Below are 17936 nucleotides of genomic sequence, written 5' to 3'. Positions count from 1 at the left end.
TCGGCCGACAATTCTCATCAAGGACAGCCTGAGCGTCAGTCGTTTGGAGAGTCAGGCCGTCGGACGGTGCCAGCATCCATCCTCACTGTCGTTTGTCTCCGCCTGGCCGGACGGCGGGGCGGCAGTGGAGGCATCGATCGCCGAGAACGGAGGGTTCTGGCCGCTCGCGCCAGCTGCTCACTACGACGGCGAAGGTCTCACCGGTGAGCAGATCGCACGCCTCGTGCGTGGCTCGACGCCTCACCCAGGTGCCACGCTGACCGAGCCCGCTGTCCTGGCGGGGCCGCTCGGTGAACTTCCGGCGACATACATCCTGTGCGTGATGCCGGGGACCGAGCCCGACGACGCCGAGCCTGACGAAGATGTGGCCGAGCTGCTGACCAGCAAGCACTGGCGGCTGGCCAAGATGGACACTGGCCATTGGCCGATGTTCTCCCAGCCGCGCGAGCTGGCGAAAATTCTCCTCGATGCTGCCGTGGAGTGAGAGCACCTTCATGCCTGCGGGCTGGTTTCGGACGCGCTTGATGTGTGCTGGTCACAGCCATTCGCCGATGGCTGCTACGAGGACGGTCGCCTCGTAGCGGACCGCTAGCTTGTCGTATCGCGTGGCGACAGCACGGTGTCTCTTGAGCCGGTTGATCCCGCACTCGACCGCATGGCGCTGGCGGTAGTCGACCGGGTCGAAGTGCGGGGGCCGGCCGCCGCGGGAGCCGCGCTTCTGGCGGTTGCGTGCCTGGTCTGCCTTGTCTGGGATGGTGCAGCGGATTCCGCGGCGGCGCAGGTAGGCGCGGTTCTTGCGGGAGGCGTACGCCTTGTCGGCCCGCACGCGGTCGGCCCGCACGCGGTCGGGGCGGACGCGTGGCCGGCCCGGTCCGATGCGGGGCACTCGGACCTTTTCCAGGACGGGTTCGAACTGTGGCGAGTCACCGCGCTGCCCTGCCGTGACCACGATCGACATGGGCTTCTGACCCTGTTCGACGGCCAGGTGGAGCTTGGTGGTGAAGCCGCCGCGTGATCTTCCCAGCCCGTGATCATGGGGCTCGGTGAAGATGCCGCCCGGCGGTTCCTTCTGCAGATCGCCCTGTTTACGCGCCCCGGCCGCATACGCCGGTCCGGACCCGGAATCGTATGCCGTCGATCAGCCGACGCCGGGGCCAGACGGGCGGCCTTCCTGCCCTGGCGCCCTTCGGCAACAACGGCTCCAGCACCGCCCACTGCTCGTCCGTGAGATCTCCACGCCCCATGAACCATTCACAGCTCAAGATCCACTTTCGATACACGGCCTAGCTGCCGGATCTACGATCTTTTCCGTCGATGGCAGCGGAGCGGAACCTGGCAGCGGATCCTCACCCGGCTCCAGTCCCTGGCCGACGCGAAGGGGGCGATCACGTGGGACCTGAGCGTCGACTCCACGGTGTGCCGCGCTCATCAGCAAGCTAGGTGACCAGCGGCTCACGGCATGATCGCTGGCGGGCCCGCCGCGGGCCGGCTGCGGTGCCGTCCCGGTCGGGGCCGAAGCCCTCAAGGGCCAAGGCCTGTCCGGCCCCTGCGCACCACGTGGCGGGCACCCACGCGGTGAGGTGACCGCGGCGCACGGTACGGTCCCCCTCGCGGCGCGTCGAGCACCTCTCCGCGCGGCGTCTGGGAGGGAAGGAAAAATGCGTACATCACTGCGACGGCGCCTGACCACGGTTGCCGCGGCGCTGGGGCTGACCTCGCTCGGACTCGTGGGGGCGACGCCCGCGCAGGCCGCGATCGACGACTGCCCGAAGGGCTACTTCTGCGCCTGGCAGACAACGTGGGGCACGGGCACGATGTTCAAGACGAACACGAACAAAGCGACGCTGGGGTCCTGGGACAACACGTTTGACGCGATTGTCAACCGTACGTCGCAGTATGCCTGTATGTACGACGATCCGAATTACGGTGGGTGGGGCACCCAGTGGGCTCCCGATCCCACAGGCGCTGCTTGGGGATTCGCCCATTGGAAAGCCGTCAGCTCGGTAAGGTTCGTGAAGACGAGCCGGGAGTGCAACGGGAAGCCCTACCCGGAGTGGTACTCGGGGCCTGCCCCCAAGGCTGCTGGGTTCGGAGACATGAACGCCGACCGCCGGCCCGACGTTCTCGTCCGGGACGAGGCGGGCCGGTTGTGGTTCCTGCCCGGTGACGGAACCGGTCGGATGGTCGGCTCGGGTGGCTGGAACGGGATGAGCGCGCTCACCCGCCACGGCGACTTCAGTGGCGACGGTCGCGAGGACGTGATCGCCCGTGAGGCGTCCACCGGGAAGTTGTGGCTCTACCCCGGCACCGGTACGGGCGGCCTGGGCGTACGCAAGCTGATCGGCAGCGGTGGCTGGAACGGCATGAACCGCATCACCGCCTTCGGGGACCTGACCGGGGACGGCCGCGTCGACCTGGTCGCGGTCGAGAAGTCCACCGGGAAGCTGTGGCTGTACCCGGGCACCTCCTCGGGCGGTCTCGGTGGGCGCAAGGTCATCGGCAGCGGTGGATGGAACAGTATGAACGCGCTGGTCGGGGCGGGTGACATGAACACGGACGGCCGCCCCGACCTGGTCGCTCGCGAGGCCTCCACCGGCAAGCTCTGGCTCTACCCGGGCAAGGCCGGATACCTCGGGCCCCGTGTGCTGATCGGCAGCGGTGGCTGGAACGTCATGCACCACATCCTCGGTCTCGGAGACGCGAACAGCGATGGTCACGTGGACCTCGTCACCGTCACCAACGGCCGCTACGTCAGCGACGGCTGGCGAGGAGTCGGCAATCTTGTCCTGTATCGCGGTCGCGGTACCGGCGCGATGGACCCGGGCACGCCCGAAGCTGACGGCTGGTGGTATCTGAACGGCGTCTTCTGATCCATGGCAGGGGCCTCCACTTTCGGTCGGAGGCCCCTGTCTCATGAGGTGTTGGCAGCGATGCCGGGGTGGCACCCTGGCCCCGTCGAAATCTGTTTGCCTGCCTGTCGGTACGTGCGTACCGTCGCCGGACGTGACCCCGACACTGCGCACCGAGCGTCTGCACCTGGAGCCGTACGTCCCCGAGGACGAGGACGGCTTCGTCGCCCTGTTCCAGGACGCGCGCGTGTCCCGATGGATGGGCGACGGGACCACGTCCGAGGCGGAGGACCGGGCCCTGTTCGGGCGGATCTTCAGCAAGGTCTACGCCGAGGAGCTGTTCGACGTCTGGGCCGTTCGCCGGGACGGGCGGCTGGTCGGCCATGCCGAGATCAAGCGGACCGACCAGGTCGACGGCTTCGAGATCATCTACGCCCTGGCCCCCGAGGTGTGGGGCTCCGGCCTCGGCGCCGAGGTGGCCGGGGCGATCGTCGCGTACGGCTTCGGCCCCCTCGGACTGACCGAGGTCCACGCCACCGTGGCCGCCCCGAACACGGCGTCACTGGCTCTGCTGGCCAAGCTCGGATTCGCGCACGTCCGGGACGTCACGGAGGACGACGGCAGCACGACCCTGGTGCTGACCCGCCGCCGGACCGCGACCGACGGGCCGCCCCCGGCCTGAGGCGCTCCGCGGCGGGAGGAGGCGTGGCCGGGAGCGGGGACGCGGCAGCGGCCGTCGGGATGCCCTTCCGACGGCCGCCGATGTGTGTCCTACGGGTCAGAACGCGAAGACCGAGGTCCTCGCCAGTCCGCTGCGCATCTCGCAGGTGTTGCCGTACGTGGCCGACCAGCTGACCCGCTTGCCCTCCCAGACGCCTTCGCCGGTGACCGTGACCGGCTCCCAGATGCGCGTACAGGGGGCGGAGCTGCTCCACGCGGTGCTCAGCTGGGCGAAGTCGCCGTTGATCGTCTTCAGGTCGGCGCAGGCGGACCTGGGGGCGGGGTGGGTGCCGGACGCGGTCGGGGCACAGCTCAGCGTGACCGCCCTGTCGATCGTCGCCGTCGCCGCGGCCTCGCCCTTGCCGATCGTGAGGACGAGCGCCGACGGCGGGTACAGCCCGGACGGCTCGGCCTGGGCGCTGCCGGGAGTCGCGGCGACGCCGACGAGGGCGAGACCGGTGGCGAGAGCCGTGGTGAGGGCGGTGTTGCGGAGGACGTAACGCACGGGGGTGTCCCTTCGAGACGGGTGCTTCCTGCTTGCGCCTCGGAGTCTTGTTGCTGCGGAGAGTGATCGCACATCCTTCGCCGCTTTCCGGTCACGACCGAACGTTCGGGCTGTTCGGGAGGGGTGCGGCGGCCCGCCGAGAGCGCTTCCCGCGCCGGTCGTGCAACCTCGAACGAAGTCCTGACCTGCGAGGATACGAAATTTGTTCGATATTTGAGCAGTCGCTGCGGACCCTCTTCGACCGGAAGCCCGTCCCACGGACCGTCCGGGGGGGTGGGGTGGGGGCGTGGGGGGGGGGGGGGAGGGGGGGGTGGCGGGGGGGGGCGGGTCCTCGGACCGCCCCCCCGCTCCTCTCACCGTCACAGCTCCGGATAGCCACCCGAGGGCTCGGCCGGCTCCGGCCGCTCCTGCTCGTAACGGTCACCGAAGATCCGGCGCATCGCCCAGTGCCACGGCTCGTCATGGAAGACGAGGCCCCGGTACGGCTCGTCCGCCGACTCGTACGGGTAGGACTCCATGGCCTCCGCGTCGGACTGCGTCGCCGTGCGGCCCCCGTAGGTCCGCAGCACCCACGCGTAGGCACGCCGCTCGCCCTCCAGGTACCGGACGTACCCCGCCTCGTCGGTGCACCAGCGAGACGTCACCCCTTGCTCACCGCCGCCAGAATCTCCGGCAGCCGCCTCGCCGTCCGCGGCGCCGCCAGTCTCAGGCCGCCCCAGGCGATCAGCGCGCCGTACAGCGCCCCGGTCGGCAGCAGGAGCCAGAGCAGGGACTCCTCGTCCGCGAGGTGGAGGTAGACCGTCGCCCCGATCACCGGGGCGCACAGCAGCGCGCCCCCGATCATTCCGCCGAGGATCGAGATCCACGCCAGACTGCCCTGCCCGGGCGCGACGTTCTTGTACGCGCTGTCCTGCGGAATCGAGTACGGGAAGTTCGCCGAGGTCACCGCGCCCGTCGCCAGCATCGCGCCGAGCAGCGCGAACGCCAGGCCCAGCGCCTCCGGGAGGGAGGACCAGTCGCCGAGGACGGCCGCCGTCGCCGCCGTCACCAGGACCGTGTACGGCAGGGTGATCAGGAGCAGCGCGAGCGCCCGCGCCCGCAGTTCGGCGTACGCGTCCTTCGGCGTCGAGATCGTCTGGGCGACCATCCAGAACGCCGAGGTGTCCTGCCCGAACTGGTTGTACATCTGGATGCCGAGCATGCCCGAGGCGAAGCACGCGAAGTAGATCGAGCCGGTGCCCTGGAGGGCGTTGAAGAGCGGCACGATCGCGCCGATCGCGAGCGAGGTGATCCAGGCCGCCTTCGTCTTCGGGTCGCGAGCGATGTAGCGCAGGGTGCGCTCCATCACCGTTCCCGTACGCCCGCCGGGCAGCAGCCGCCCGAGGAGTCCCGTACCCGACCGGTCCCGGCCGGACGACTCCGCCGACGCGCCGATCGTCGAGCCGTCCGGTGTCGTCATCAGCTTCACCAGGCTCCGCTGCCACCAGTACAGCAGCGCCCCGAGGACGGCGAACGTGAGCAGCAACCGCGCCGCCGCGACCGCGTGGTCGCCCCTGCTCGCCGAGTCCACCGCCGCGATCGCCGAGGCCGGCGGCAGCCAGCCCACCACCGCCGCGGCCGGTTCGAGCGACGAGAGCCCGCCGGCGCGGCTGAGCCGCTGCGCGCCGAAGTTGACCACCTGGATGCCGACCGCGATCAACAGGCCGCTCAGCACCGCCAGGTCACGGCCCTTGCGTGAGGTCAGCAGCCGTACGTTGGCGGCGGCGACGGCCCGCGAGAGCGCCACGCACACCAGGACCACGAGCGGCACGGCGAGTACGGCGACCACGACACCCGCCGCTCCCCGCGCGAGCGCGATAGCCGCACCCACGCCTATCAGCAGGGTGAACGCCGGGCCGGTGCCCACCAGCGAGGCCACGAGCAGCGACCGCACCAACGGCCGGGGACGCAGCGGCAGCATCACCAGCCGTGACGGGTCGAGCGTCTCGTCGCCGCCCGGCACGAAGAGCGGCATCACTGCCCACGACAGGGCGAGGACCCCGGTCAGCAGGATCACGATCGAGTCCGCGTCCGCGCTGCCGCGCATCAGCACGAACGCGAGGACCATCGCCGCCGCGAAGACGGCCGTGATCACGATCGAGACGATGTACGCGGCGGTCCGGCCCGCCGACTGCCGGAGCCCGTTGCGCAGCAGCGACAGCTTGAGCCGGACGAAGACGGAGGTCAGGGAGTCCGGTGTGACGGCCGTGGTCATCGGGCGGTACCGCCGCCCAGCCAGTCCAGGGAGTCCCCGGCCGCTTCCCGCCCGTTGGCGCCGACCAGCTCCAGGAACGCGGCCTGCAGCGACGGCGCGTCGCCCCGTACGGCCGCGAGCGGTCCGTGGGCGCGGATCTGGCCGGCGGCCATGACGGCGACCCAGTCGCAGAGCGACTCCACCAGCTCCATCACATGGCTGGAGAAGACGACGGTCGCGCCGGAGCCGGTGTACCGCTCGAGGACGCCCCGGATGGTCTGCGCGGACACCGGGTCGACGCCCTCGAACGGCTCGTCGAGGAAGAGGACTTCCGGGTTGTGCAGGAGCGCCGCGGCGAGCCCGATCTTCTTGCGCATACCGGTGGAGTAGTCCACGACCAGCTTGTTCTGCGCCCCCGCCAGGTCGAGTACGTCGAGGAGCTGGGCGGCCCGCTTGTCGACCTCGGCACCGGGCAGCCCCCGCAGCCGCCCGCTGTACGCGAGGAGTTCCCGCCCGGAGAGGCGCTCGAAGAGCCGCAGTCCCTCGGGGAGGATCCCGATCCGGGCCTTGACCTGGGCCACCGACTCGGGGTCGCGCCAGACGTCGTGCCCCGCGACGAGCACACGCCCCGCGTCGGGCCGGAGGAGGCCGGTGATCATGGACAGGGTGGTGGTCTTGCCGGCGCCGTTGGGGCCGACGAGACCGATGAACTTGCCTGCGGGCAGGACGAGATCGATGCCGCTGACGGCGATCTGCTGCCCGAAGCGCTTCCACAGCCCCTCGACACGGACAGCGGGCGCCGCATCACCGTCTGTCCCGGATGCGCCGCCCGCTGTCACGGCGCTCGTCCGTGCGCCGCCGCTTTCTTCGTATACACCTTCAAATGCCTGGTCAGGCATGGTCCGTCAACCCTCCGGTTGTCCCCGTACTCCGTACGGGCACACCCTAGAGGCCGCCCCTAGGACCTGCGAGCCCTCTCGGCCGCCGCTTCCCGCCCGCAGGCGTACGCGAGCGCGCTGATCAGCTCCTCGGCGTCCGGCAGCCAGCGGTTCGCCGGGGTGGGCCGCCGGGCCCACTGCACCGCGCCGTGCCCGCCGACCCGGGTGGGCGGGGCCGCCACGTAGTACCCCTCGCCGCGCGTGGTCAGGTCGATCGACGCCGGAGCCCAGCCCAGCTTCCGCACGAGATCGGGGACCTTGGCCGCCGCGCCCGGCAGGACGAAGAAGAACATCCGGCGCTCCGGCGTACACGTCACCGGGCCGAGCGTGAGCTCCATCCGCTCCATCCGTGCGAGCGCCAGGAAGCCCGCCGACTCCGGCACCTCGATCGCGTCGAAGGTGCGGCCGGTCGGCAGCAGGATCGACGCCTTGGGCTGCTTCGACCACATGCGCCGTGCCCCGACCGCGCTGCCGGTCGCCTGAGTCGACCAGTCGGGCCTGGCCGGGTGCGCGCCGGGGGAGGCGCACGCCTCGGCGCCGCAGGAGCAGCGTTCCCGGCCCTCGACCGCCTCCAGCCAGGTCCCCGGGAACACGTCCCAGTGCCGCTCTTCCGCATACCGCACGGCGCTGTCCAGCAGCTGCTCGCCTCGCTGCTTGGGGATCTGTGCGGCTTCCGTGACTCCGATGGTCTCTTCCACGGTGAACTCAACTCCCGCCGTCACCTGGGGTTACGGGCGGCGCGCGGCGCGCTGTGGAACATCGATCCTGCACGACGGGGCGCATGGGTGCACGGACGGGGGCGCGCGTGGGGCCGGGGAGCGGTGGTGGGGTAGCCAGTGGTGGGGGTGTCGGCCGGCTGCCCGTGGCCGATGCGTCCGGTTTCGCGTGTTCACATCGGCATTGACCGGATATCCGCCGGGCAGTGATCAGTTCTCCTCGATCACACCGGCCTCAGGGGGTAGTCATGTCAGCCAGGCCACTCGTCGCCCGTCAGCCGAACGAACGGCTGCAGGCGCTCATTCAGGAGGCCGGGTGCTCCAACGCCGGCCTCGCCCGCAGGGTGAACATGGTCGGGTCCGAGCGCGGACTCGACCTGCGGTACGACAAGACGTCGGTGGCGCGCTGGCTGCGCGGGCAGCAGCCGCGCGGGCGCGCGCCGGGGATCATCGCGGAGGCCCTCGGCCGCAAGCTGGGCCGTACGGTCACGATCGACGAGATCGGGATGGCGAACGGCAGGAACCTGGCCGCGGGCGTCGGACTGCAGTTCTCGCCGACCGTGCCGGGCGCGATCGAGCAGGTCTGCGAGCTGTGGCGCAGCGACGTGGGGCGCCGGGACTTCCTCTCCGGCTCCACGGTGGCGGCCTCCGCGCTCGTGGAGCCGAGCCGCGACTGGCTGATCACGGGCGCGGACGCGCACGTGGCCCGGTCGGCCGGGGCACGCGTGGGGGTCTCGGACGTGGAGGCGGTCCGGGCGATGACGGCCGCGCTGGTCGATCTGGACCGGCGGTTCGGCAGCGGCCATGTGCGGCCGGTGGTCGTGCACTACCTGAACAGCGTGGTGGCGGGGCTGCTCTCGGGCTCGTACCGGGAGACCGTGGGGCGGCAGCTCTTCGCCGCGGTGGCGCGGCTCACGGAGCTGGCCGGGTACATGGCCGTGGACACCGGGCAGCCGGGGCTCGCGCAGCGGTACTACATCCAGGCGCTGCGGCTCGCGCAGGCCGCGGGCGACCGGGGCTACGGCGGCTATGTGCTGGCCGCCTCGATGAGCCATCTGGCCGCCCAGCTCGGGAACCCGCGGGAGATCGCGCAGCTGGCGCGGGCGGCGCAGGAGGGCGCGCGGGGGCGGGTGACACCGCGGGCCGAGGCGATGTTCTACGCGGCGGAGGCCCGGGGCCACGCGCTGCTCGGGGACGCCCATGTCTTCGAGGCGGTCGCGGGCCGTGCCGTACGGGCCATGGAGCGGGCTGATCCGGAGTCGGGTGACGACCCGTCGTGGATCGCGCACTTCGACCAGGCGTACCTCGCCGACGAACTGGCCCACTGCCACCGGGATCTGGGGCAGGCGGAGGCGGCGGCGCGGGCGGCGGAGGACTCGCTCGTCGGCCATCCCGAGACGCGGGCCAGGCGGCGGGCGATCGGTCTGGTGCTGCTCGCCTCGGCGCAGGTGCAGCGGCGCGAGGTGGAGCAGGCCTGCCACACGGGGACGCGCGCCCTCGAACTGCTCGCGACGCTGCGGTCCTGGCGCGGTGCGGAGTACCTGGACGACCTCAAGGAGCGTCTGGAGCCGTTCGCGGGGGAGCCGGCGGTGCGGGAGTTCGGCGCGCGGCTGGAGCTCCATGCGGCGTGACCTGGTGTGATGGGTGTCACCGTCACCACCCGCGCCGGGAAGCGATCAGGTCACGCTGGTACGGCAGTTGAGGGTGGTGGCGTCGTGGCTCTGTTACCGGGCTCACATGCGTGTGCGCGGCGCCGGACGCACCCGGTAGCGTGAGCCGACGATTCCGTAGGTCCATCAGTAGGAGTCCCGGTGACGCAGAGCGGACAGGGTCCGGAGCCGCAGTATCCGGCGGTACGGCCCACGCACGAAGGTGTCGTGCTGCCCGCGGAGGGCGGCGTGGAGGCCGGCCAGGGCGCAGGCCCGGCCGGAGGCCTGCCGTGGGGCGGCGCCTGGGGTCCCGGCGGTGGACCGCAGGGACAGCAGCCCCAGCCGTCCTCGCAGCCGATGCCGCCGGCCCAGCCGCTTCCACCGGAGGCCGGGACCGGCGGGGCCGCGGACATGCAGGCGACGCAGTACCTCGCGCCGATCCCGCCGCAGGGCGCGCCGCCCGCCGGCGGGCCGGGACCGATGCCCGGCGCGATGCCGACGGCGCACGGGGGGATACCGGGCGGGCATCCGATGCCGTCCCACACCCCGCCGCCCGGCGGCTACGGATACCCGCACCCGGCCGCGCCCGCGCAGCCCGGTCCCGAGGGCGGTTACGGCTACCCTCCCGCCGCCCCCGCGCACCCCGGCGCCGTACAGCCGATGCCCGGCCACACCGGGCCCGGCCTGTCCGGGCCCGGGGCGGCCGCGAGCGACATGCAGGCGACGCAGCACATCCCGCCCGTCGCGGCGCAGGGCGGCGGACCGGACACCCAGTTCCTCGGCACCGGCCCCCTGGGAGGGCGGCAGCAGCCCGCCGGGGCCTCGGACGCGACCCAGTACATCGCTCCCGTACCGGCGCAGACCCACGGTGAGCGGCAGCCGCCCGCCGAGTTCGACAACCTCTTCCGCAGCGACGCGACCCAGCACATGCCGCAGCAGCCGCCGCAGGCCCGGCAGCAGCAGCTCCCGCCGCAGTTCCAGCAGCCCCAGTACGGCCGGCAGCCGCAGCAGCAGCAGTTCCAGCAGCCCACCGCGCCGCCCCCCTTCCAGGGCGGGTACGACGACGAGTACGACGACGAGCCAGAGCCCCGCCGCAGGTCGCCCGTCGCACTGATCGCCGCCGTCGTGGTCGGCTGCGCCGTCGTCGGTCTCGGTGCCGGGGCCCTGCTCAGCGGCGGGGACGAGGGCAAGGACAAGGAACCCGCCCAGAACGTGGCCGCCAGCTCCGGCGTCCCCTCGGCCGAGCCGACCGGCAAGGCGGCCGCCGACCCGGCCGAGCCGCAGGCGAAGGCGCTCGACAAGCTGCTGGCCGACAGCAACAACAGCCGTGACGCGGTGATCCGTTCGGTCGAGAGCATCAAGCAGTGCAAGAACCTCGACCAGGCCGCCACCGATCTGCGGGACGCCGCCGGGCAGCGCCGGGCCCTGGTGACCCGGCTGCAGGGCCTGACCGTGGACAAGCTGCCGGACAACGCGGCCCTGAGCGCCGCCCTCACCAAGGCGTGGCAGGCCTCGGCGTCCGCCGACGACCACTACGCCGCCTGGGCGGACCAGGTGAAGGGCAACAAGAAGTTGTGCAAGGGCGGCAAGGCCCGCGGGACCACGCACACGGTCGAGGCGGGCAAGAAGAGCTCCGACGCCACGATCGCCAAGCGTGAGGCGGCCTCGCTCTGGAACCCGACCGCCGACAAGTACGGACTGTCGAAGCGGACCCCGACCCAGCTGTAGGAGGGCCGGGGCCGCCGGGCGCCCCGGGGCCGCAGAGGCGGGCCCGGGGGCGCTGAACGCCGGCGCTACGGGGCGCTGAGGACGGTCTCCCCGACGTCCACGAAGCCGGGCTTCTGCGCCACGAGCCGCCCCTCGCGGACCACCTGGAACGTCACCTCGTGGTTGACGATCCGGGGGAAGCGGGGGGCGCCGAGCATGTCCTCGTAGCGCCAGCGCAGTTCGGGCGTGAGGCCGCCGGTGTCGATCTCGACACCGCGGTCCAGGGCGTGCGCGACGGCGGCCGCCGTGATCGTCTCCCGGTCGAGCGACTCGATGACCTTCTTCAGGACGGTGTACGCGATCCACGTCGTCTGGACGCCCGCGTCGGTCGGGTCGACCCGGTTGTCGGCGAACGCGTGCTCCTTGATCACCTTGCGCATCGGCGCCCAGCGCGCGTCGTTCGCCTCCGGGTACCAGCCCGTGACGTACGCGCCCTCGAAGGGGCTGTTCGCGCCGCCGGTGCGGTCGACGACGGGCTGGCTGACGCTGCCGAGCACGGAGGAGATCCGGATGTCGTCCGTGCCCTTGCCGTCGTCCGAACCGCTCGGGTCCTCCTCGCCCTCGGGCAGGCGGCGGAAGGAGTCGAAGAACGTCTGGGTGCGCTCGCCGAGGACGGCGGCGACACAGCCGTCCTCGCCTCCGGCCTTGGCACGGGCGCGTTCGGCCTGCGTGGTGTACTCGGCGGCGTCCTCGACGGCCGGGATGTCGACCGCGCTGTTGTGGCTGCCCTTGCGCAGACCGGAGTTGAGCAGGTCGGGCAGCTTGTCGCCGGCCAGGGTGTCGGGGCGTACGAGGGAGACCTTGCGGCAGGACTCGGCGAGCTGCCGGCCGTGACCGGCCATGAGCGAGGCGAGGCCGCCGTTCACGGGATAGGAGAGCGGGCTGGTGAACTCGTCCTCGGAGATGCCGTAGCCGCCGATGTACGGGATCTCGGCCGCCTCCAGCGGGGCCATGAAGGCGCGCCCGTTCTGGCTGTACGAGCCGACGACGGCGACGACGTCCTCTCGGACGGCGCGGCGGGCGCAGTCCGCGGCGCCCGAGGAGGTGTTCTTCTCGTTGCAGGTGAGGATCTTCAGCTCGTGGCCGTCGATGCCGCCCGAGGCGTTGACCCAGCGGGCGAAGGCCTGGGCCATGGCGGGCATGCCGGGCTGGTTCGTGGCACGGGTGCCGTCCGGGGCCCACGTCATCACTGTGACGGGCTCCCTGGAGCCCCCCGTGGTCCCAGGGAGCACGCCACAGCCGGTGAGCAGCGACGCACCGGCCGCTGCCGTCGTGACATACGCGAGAAGTGAGGTCAGTCGCCTACCGGTCATGGGCATGCACAATTCCGCCTCACGGGTAACGCAGACGTGAGCATGGTTCAACAGGAAGTGACGTGAAGGTGAATTGCCGGGGCCGGGGCCGGGGGCGGCCCGGGAGGGGGCGGTCCACCGATCTTGGAAGGGAACGTACGATCGAACGGTGTCCAGTCCAGTCTCGGGTTCGGTGAACTCTTCCCGTCGCGGCCGTCGCTCCTCCACCATGGGCGGCATGCCGCTCAACGACATGCCGTGGTGGCGCTGGCGCAGCAACGTGCGCTCGGCGCTGCACATGCTCTCCGACCCCGGGTTCCACGAGACGACCTGGCTGGCCGGCCACGACGGGTACGGCGACGTGACCGACGCCGTCTACCGCCTCGTGGAGGACACCTGGCTGGACAACTGGTCCGCCGAGAAGTACGTCGGGACGATCTTCCGCGACTCGGGCGAGGCCGCTCTGGTGGACGTCGCCGTGCTGCGGGTGCTGCGGATCATGCATCAGGTGGGGCCCGACGCGCCGTTCTCGGCGTACATGGAGCACCACGGGTGGCCGGAGGCCGTACGGGCCGCCCGCGAGGCACACATACGGATGGCGTCCGCGGACGGCGAGGACCCCGACGCGCCCCCGCGTTCCCTGGACGTCCTCCGTATCATCACGCGGTCCGCCTGACGGACGTCGGCCCTGCCGTCGTGACGCGGTGTGGCACCCTACGGGGATGACCGACCAGTACGTCCTCACGCTTTCCTGTCCGGACAAACAGGGCATCGTGCACGCCGTTTCGAGCTATCTGTTCATCACGGGCTGCAACATCGAGGACAGTCAGCAGTTCAAGGACCGGGACACGGGCCTGTTCTTCATGCGCGTCCACTTCTCCGCGGAGGAGCCGGTGACCGTGGAGAAGCTCCGGGCGAGCTTCGCGGCGGTGGGCGACTCGTTCGCGATGGACTGGCACATCAACCGGGCCGACGAGCGCATGCGCGTCGTGCTGATGGTGTCGAAGTTCGGCCACTGCCTGAACGACCTGCTCTTCCGCTCGCGGATCGGGGCGCTGCCGGTCGAGATCGTCGCGGTGGTCTCCAACCACACGGACTTCTCCGAGCTCGTCAGCTCGTACGGCATCCCGTTCCGGCACATTCCGGTCACGAAGGACAACAAGCCGCAGGCGGAGGCCGAACTCCTGGAGCTCGTGCGCGCCGAGAACGTCGAGCTGGTCGTGCTCGCCCGCTACATGCAGGTCCTCTCCGACGACCTGTGCAAGCAGCTGTCGGGCCGGATCATCAACATCCACCACTCCTTCCTCCCGAGCTTCAAGGGCGCCAAGCCCTACCACCAGGCGCACGCGCGCGGTGTGAAGCTGATCGGCGCGACGGCCCACTACGTGACGGCCGACCTCGACGAGGGCCCGATCATCGAGCAGGAGGTCGAGCGGGTCGGCCACGAGGTCACCCCGGACCAGCTGGTGGCGGTCGGCCGCGACGTGGAGTGCCAGGCGCTGGCCCGCGCGGTGAAGTGGCACGCGGAACGCCGGATCCTCCTGAACGGCCGCCGCACGGTCGTCTTCGCGTAGGAACGACGCCCCGGAGGGCCTAGAGACGGCTCAGGCCGGCCGCCGCGAAGAGGACGTCGCGGATCGCCTCGCGGTCGCCGTCCTGGCCGGCCGCGGCCTCCTCGGGCGGGACGTGGCCCGCCACGAGCTGGCAGAACTCGACACCGTCCATCGCCACCTGGGCCACCGCGTGGTCCGGGGAGCCGACGGCCGCCGGGGAGTCCAGTGCGATGTACCAGTGGCCACCGCCCGAGCCCTCGACCTCCAGATGGAGCGAGCGGCCGGGGGCGCCGGCCTCGACCAGCCGGCGCGGCGGGGAGGCCAGGCCCGCGCGGCGCCGGCCGGCCAGCGCCGCCGGGAGCAGCCGGGCCGCCAGGTCGATCATGCTGTGCAGATGCGCGCCGCTCGGCGGCTCGTACGGATACGCCACCGCGTTCGCGATGTCGTACGCGTGCACCCAGCACTCGAAGGCCCGCTCAAGCAGCGAGTCCCGCAACGGCAGCGCGAAGTCGCCGTACGTCACCGTCAGGTCCGCCACACCACGCCCCGCGAACGACACCGTGCGGATCAGCGTGTGGCTCTGCTCGCGCCACGGCTCGCGCACCCCGCGCGTCGGCGGGTGGTACGAGTCCCGCCAGTACGCCTCCGTACGCTCCTCCGGCGACATCTCCGTCGCCTTCGGGCCCAGCGGGTCGTCCAGACCGAGCGAGGTGGCGACCAGGCCGTCCACCGTCAGCAGATGGCCGATCACCCCGGCCACGGTGGTCCTGCGGCTCACCCCTCGCTCGCCCTCGAACCACTTCAGCCGTACCGGCGCGTGCCACTCCGATTCGCCGATGTCCCGCAGCAGTGCGTCGAGCCGGGCGGTCTCGGCGTCGTACGGAGTCGCCCAGGCGGGCACCGGGATACGGGCGGGACGGCGCCCCAGACAGTTCTCCAGGACCCGGGAGCGCAGCAGCGGGTCGAGGTCCAGGTCACGCTCGGAGTGGAGCAGGGCGACCGCGTCCCGCAGCCGCAGCGCCTCGTCCGCGCACGGGGCGCACTCGGTCAGATGGTCCTCGACCGCCTGCGTCTCCTCCGGCGAACACGCGGACAGTGCCCACGCCCCGAGGAGGGACTTGAGCACGCTGTGCGGCGGAGGTGCCGGGGGCGGCGGCGGGGGCGCGGGCGTGGGCGCCTGAGCGGGTTCCTCGGCCGGCTCGGGCGTGGTCACGGCGACGTCCCCGGTCAGGTCCGCGTGGTCGTCCGCCGCGGCGCGCGGTCCCGGTATCCGGGGAGCGCGCGCCACGTCGTCGGGCGGGTCGTCGGGGCCGTTCACAGAGAACGTCCGTAACCGGGCAACGAGGACCCCTCCAGCGGGCGGGTGTTCGCCGTGGACAGCAGCTGCAGCCCGAGCCGTAGCCGGCGCCGCGCCTCGTCCTCGGTCACGCCGAGGTCCGCGGCCGTCTGGCGGTAGTCGCGCCGCTGGAAGTACGCCAGCTCCAGGGCGGCCCGCAGCGGCGCCGGCATCGACGTCACGATGTAGTCGGCGCGGGCGGCGACCGAGGCCTGGCGGACCTTCTGCTCCAGCTCCTCCGCCGAACCCTCGCCGGTCTCCGCGTACGCCGTCGCCTCGGTCTGCCGCAGCCGGTGCACGGCCTGCCGCTGGGTCAGCTTGGCGACCCACGAGCGCATGTTGCCCTGCTTGGGGTCGTAGGCGTCGGGGTTCTCCCAGATGTATCCGAAGACCTCCCGGGTGACCTGGTCGGCGGCCCCCTCGTCGTCCAGGACGCGGTGGGCGAGGCTGTGCACCAGCGAGGCGAACCGGTCGTAGAGCTCGCCGAGCGCGGCGGCCTCACCGCGCGCGAGCCGCTGCTGCATCCTGCGGTCCCAGCGCGGTGGTGTGTCCTTCGCCATGCGTCGATCCTCCGGTGCTCTTCCGTGGCCCTCCCGACCCGAGTTCTCCGTCCAAAGTAGTGGGCCGTCCGACAGCGCACTCCGCTTTGGGACAACTACGCCCTCCGGGAGGGGCCGGATGGTAAGGAAGGCGTCATCCACGGGACGAGGGGTTTCGGCGCGTTGTGGCGGGGCAGCGGGAGAAAGCGGGAACGACTTCCTCCGCTTGAACGACTGCTTCCGCTTGAACGACTCTGCTTCCGCTTGGAAGGGCGCGATCGCGTGAACCTCGACGTCGACGAAGACGAGCAGGGCCCCTGGACCGTGCTGCGGATCCGCGGGGAGCTGGACCTGCTGTCCTCGCCCCTGGTCCGCAGACGCGTCCACGACGCCGTCGCGGGCGGACGCCACGACGTGGTCCTCGACCTGTCGGGCGTGCTCTTCTGCGACTCCAGCGGGGTGGGCGTGCTCATCGCCTCACGCCGGCTGATGCGCTCCTGCCGGGGTCGGCTGCGCGTCGTGCTGCCCGCGCGGGGCTCGGAGGACGCCTCGCACGTCAACCGGGTCCTCGCCGCGCTGGGCGTGCGCCGCCTCTTCGACGTGTACGGCGACGCGGAGGCCGCCGTCGACGACGAGGCCCAGCCGCTCTCCGCGTAGGGCGTGGCCTGCGCCACCCCGCCCCGAGCGGCGACCGAGCGGCCCGCCCCTCTCGGCACGCGGCCCGTCTCGTCGTACCCTCCCAGGAATGGAGCCCATGGAACCCGAGCAGGGACCCGGAGAGGTCTACCAGCGCCGGATCGCCTCCCGTTTCGCCGCCTTCGACCAGGACGGCGACGGGACCATCTCGCGCGAGGACTTCAGCACGGCGGCGAAACGCGTCCTGGCGGAGTTCGGCGTCTCCTTCCGCTCCGACCGGGGGCAGGCGCTCGCCGACGGCGCCGAGGCCTTCTGGCAGGGCATGGCGGGGATCGCGGACGTCGACGGCGACCAGAAGGTCAGCCGCGAGGAGTTCGTCGGCGGCGCGGTGAAGCGCCTGCACGACCACCCCGAGCGCTTCGCCGAGATCGCCCGGCCCTTCCTGCACGCCGTCCTTGCCGTCGCCGCGACCCCCGCCGACGTGGAACGCGCCCTGCTGGCCCTCGGCATCAGCCCCGTCGGCGCCGCGCTGGGCGCCCGCACGCTGCCGACCGTCGCCACGGGCGCGGTCGACGAGGAGCAGGCGGTGACGGCGTTCGCCCGCTACTTCATGACGGATTAGGCGCGGCCCCGGGAGCGTTCACGGGGTGGCCGTGCCGGAGTACCGTTCGCGGAGCTTGTACTTCAGCACCTTCCGCAGGGCGTCGTTACGGGGGAGGGCCTCCACCACCTCCAGCTGCTCCGGCAGTTTGTGGACGGAGAGTCCCTGCTCGCGCAGGAACGCGGTGACCCCCGCCAGGGTGAGCGGGTCCGCCCCCGGCGGCTGCTCGACCACCGCGCAGACGCGTTCGCCGCGGTCGGGGTCCGGGAGGCCGATGACGGCCGCGTCGCCCACCGCCGGATGGAGGTGGAGCAGGTCCTCGATCTCCTTGGCCGAGATGTTCTCGCCCTTGCGGATGATGATGTCCTTGATCCGTCCGGTCAGGACGAGATGCCCGCTCGCGGTCACATGGCCCACGTCGCCGGTGATCAGGAAGCCGTCCTCGTCGAAGGCGGCGGCGTTCTGCGCCGGGTCCAGATAGCCCTGGCAGACGGCCTCGCCGCGCAGCCGGACCTCTCCGCCGTCGGCGATCCGTATCTCCATGCCCGCCGGCGGCCGGCCCTCGGTGGTCGCCAGGTTCTCGGCGGTGTCGTCCGGCGAAC

General features: G+C 71.8%; 17 protein-coding genes and 2 pseudogenes. 9 read left to right on the top strand and 10 right to left on the bottom strand.

The features are described 5' to 3' along the window. Positions 1-484: pseudogene (locus ACFUJR_RS35735) on the top strand (hypothetical protein); the annotation flags it as partial. Between the two features lie 51 nt (positions 485-535). Here ACFUJR_RS35735 and ACFUJR_RS35730 read toward each other — a convergent pair. Then, a pseudogene (locus ACFUJR_RS35730) lies at positions 536-1244 on the bottom strand (IS5 family transposase). 414 nt (positions 1245-1658) lie between these two features. Between ACFUJR_RS35730 and ACFUJR_RS35725 the strand changes: the two are divergent. Together ACFUJR_RS35725 and ACFUJR_RS35720 are read left to right on the top strand one after the other, a co-directional pair. Further along, a complete protein-coding gene (locus ACFUJR_RS35725; RefSeq protein WP_383167504.1) occupies positions 1659-2870 on the top strand; it encodes an FG-GAP-like repeat-containing protein in 1212 nt (403 codons plus the stop codon). 133 nt (positions 2871-3003) lie between these two features. After that, entirely contained in the window at positions 3004-3531 is a 528-nt protein-coding gene (locus ACFUJR_RS35720) for a GNAT family N-acetyltransferase (RefSeq protein WP_383167507.1), read from the top strand. Between the two features lie 96 nt (positions 3532-3627). Here ACFUJR_RS35720 and ACFUJR_RS35715 read toward each other — a convergent pair whose 3' ends face one another. From ACFUJR_RS35715 to ACFUJR_RS35695, 5 genes are all read right to left on the bottom strand, one after another. Then, positions 3628-4074 (bottom strand): subtilase-type protease inhibitor, encoded by a 447-nt coding sequence (locus tag ACFUJR_RS35715; RefSeq protein ID WP_383167510.1) that lies wholly within the window; start codon positions 4072-4074, stop codon positions 3628-3630. A gap of 359 nt (positions 4075-4433) precedes the next feature. Next, positions 4434-4718, bottom strand: coding sequence for a hypothetical protein (locus tag ACFUJR_RS35710; RefSeq protein ID WP_383167512.1), 285 nt, complete (start codon positions 4716-4718; stop codon positions 4434-4436). Further along, on the bottom strand, positions 4715-6328 hold the full coding sequence (locus ACFUJR_RS35705; protein ID WP_383167515.1) for a transporter: 1614 nt from the start codon (positions 6326-6328) through the stop codon (positions 4715-4717). The genes ACFUJR_RS35710 and ACFUJR_RS35705 overlap by 4 nt, the downstream gene beginning before the upstream one ends. Continuing rightward, positions 6325-7206, bottom strand: coding sequence for an ABC transporter ATP-binding protein (locus ACFUJR_RS35700; protein WP_383167518.1), 882 nt, complete (start codon positions 7204-7206; stop codon positions 6325-6327). The genes ACFUJR_RS35705 and ACFUJR_RS35700 overlap by 4 nt, the downstream gene beginning before the upstream one ends. 59 nt (positions 7207-7265) lie before the next feature. Beyond that, positions 7266-7943, bottom strand: a complete 678-nt coding sequence (locus ACFUJR_RS35695) for a bifunctional DNA primase/polymerase (RefSeq protein WP_383167520.1) — start codon at positions 7941-7943, stop codon at positions 7266-7268. Between the two features lie 266 nt (positions 7944-8209). Here ACFUJR_RS35695 and ACFUJR_RS35690 point away from each other — a divergent pair, with 266 nt between their 5' ends. After that, positions 8210-9592 (top strand): transcriptional regulator, encoded by a 1383-nt coding sequence (locus ACFUJR_RS35690; RefSeq protein WP_383167523.1) that lies wholly within the window; start codon positions 8210-8212, stop codon positions 9590-9592. Between the two features lie 180 nt (positions 9593-9772). Continuing rightward, the gene (locus ACFUJR_RS35685; protein WP_383167526.1) at positions 9773-11338 is read left to right on the top strand and encodes a hypothetical protein; all 1566 of its coding nucleotides are present in this window, start codon (positions 9773-9775) and stop codon (positions 11336-11338) included. 65 nt (positions 11339-11403) lie between these two features. Here ACFUJR_RS35685 and ACFUJR_RS35680 read toward each other — a convergent pair whose 3' ends face one another. Continuing rightward, positions 11404-12690 (bottom strand): ABC transporter substrate-binding protein, encoded by a 1287-nt coding sequence (locus tag ACFUJR_RS35680; protein WP_383167529.1) that lies wholly within the window; start codon positions 12688-12690, stop codon positions 11404-11406. Positions 12691-12898: 208 nt separating this feature from the next. Between ACFUJR_RS35680 and ACFUJR_RS35675 the strand changes: the two genes are divergently transcribed. Beyond that, positions 12899-13345: a hypothetical protein gene (locus ACFUJR_RS35675; protein ID WP_383167621.1), complete on the top strand. Its 447-nt coding sequence runs from the start codon at positions 12899-12901 to the stop codon at positions 13343-13345. A 46-nt stretch (positions 13346-13391) separates the two neighbouring features. Beyond that, positions 13392-14243 carry a formyltetrahydrofolate deformylase gene (gene purU / locus ACFUJR_RS35670; protein ID WP_383167532.1) on the top strand — a complete coding sequence of 284 codons (852 nt, stop codon included), beginning with the start codon at positions 13392-13394 and terminating at the stop codon, positions 14241-14243. A 19-nt stretch (positions 14244-14262) separates the two neighbouring features. On the opposite strand, the gene ACFUJR_RS35665 is transcribed toward purU, so the two are convergent. After that, entirely contained in the window at positions 14263-15540 is a 1278-nt protein-coding gene (locus ACFUJR_RS35665) for a maleylpyruvate isomerase N-terminal domain-containing protein (RefSeq protein WP_383451141.1), read from the bottom strand. Continuing rightward, the gene (locus ACFUJR_RS35660) at positions 15537-16118 is read right to left on the bottom strand and encodes a sigma-70 family RNA polymerase sigma factor (protein ID WP_383167535.1); all 582 of its coding nucleotides are present in this window, start codon (positions 16116-16118) and stop codon (positions 15537-15539) included. The genes ACFUJR_RS35665 and ACFUJR_RS35660 overlap by 4 nt, the downstream gene beginning before the upstream one ends. Positions 16119-16379: 261 nt before the next feature. On the opposite strand from ACFUJR_RS35660, the gene ACFUJR_RS35655 reads away from it, so the two are divergent. Together ACFUJR_RS35655 and ACFUJR_RS35650 are read left to right on the top strand one after the other, a co-directional pair. Beyond that, positions 16380-16754, top strand: a complete 375-nt coding sequence (locus ACFUJR_RS35655; protein ID WP_352188791.1) for an STAS domain-containing protein — start codon at positions 16380-16382, stop codon at positions 16752-16754. A gap of 88 nt (positions 16755-16842) precedes the next feature. Continuing rightward, entirely contained in the window at positions 16843-17355 is a 513-nt protein-coding gene (locus ACFUJR_RS35650) for an EF-hand domain-containing protein (protein ID WP_383167539.1), read from the top strand. An 18-nt stretch (positions 17356-17373) separates the two neighbouring features. Here the strand turns inward: ACFUJR_RS35650 and ACFUJR_RS35645 are convergent. Then, a partial coding sequence (locus ACFUJR_RS35645) for a class I adenylate-forming enzyme family protein (RefSeq protein WP_383451138.1) occupies positions 17374-17936 on the bottom strand: 563 nt, incomplete at its 5' end.

It is taken from the genome of Streptomyces sp. NPDC057271 (genome assembly GCF_042668715.1).
GTDB lineage: Bacteria > Actinomycetota > Actinomycetes > Streptomycetales > Streptomycetaceae > Streptomyces.
The sequence above is the reverse complement of the archived record's forward strand: the minus strand, read 5'-3'. Positions and strand labels throughout refer to the sequence as shown.

Bases quoted from the DNA above. Each gene is read 5' to 3' on its own strand.
- ACFUJR_RS35660 (WP_383167535.1), bottom strand. From the start codon at position 16,118: ATGGCGAAGGACACACCACCGCGCTGGGACCGCAGGATGCAGCAGCGG.
- ACFUJR_RS35650 (WP_383167539.1), top strand. From the start codon at position 16,843: ATGGAGCCCATGGAACCCGAGCAGGGACCCGGAGAGGTCTACCAGCGC.
- ACFUJR_RS35675 (WP_383167621.1), top strand. From the start codon at position 12,899: ATGGGCGGCATGCCGCTCAACGACATGCCGTGGTGGCGCTGGCGCAGC.
- ACFUJR_RS35700 (WP_383167518.1), bottom strand. From the start codon at position 7,206: ATGCCTGACCAGGCATTTGAAGGTGTATACGAAGAAAGCGGCGGCGCA.
- ACFUJR_RS35725 (WP_383167504.1), top strand. From the start codon at position 1,659: ATGCGTACATCACTGCGACGGCGCCTGACCACGGTTGCCGCGGCGCTG.
- ACFUJR_RS35690 (WP_383167523.1), top strand. From the start codon at position 8,210: ATGTCAGCCAGGCCACTCGTCGCCCGTCAGCCGAACGAACGGCTGCAG.
- purU (WP_383167532.1), top strand. From the start codon at position 13,392: ATGACCGACCAGTACGTCCTCACGCTTTCCTGTCCGGACAAACAGGGC.
- ACFUJR_RS35680 (WP_383167529.1), bottom strand. From the start codon at position 12,690: ATGACCGGTAGGCGACTGACCTCACTTCTCGCGTATGTCACGACGGCA.
- ACFUJR_RS35705 (WP_383167515.1), bottom strand. From the start codon at position 6,328: ATGACCACGGCCGTCACACCGGACTCCCTGACCTCCGTCTTCGTCCGG.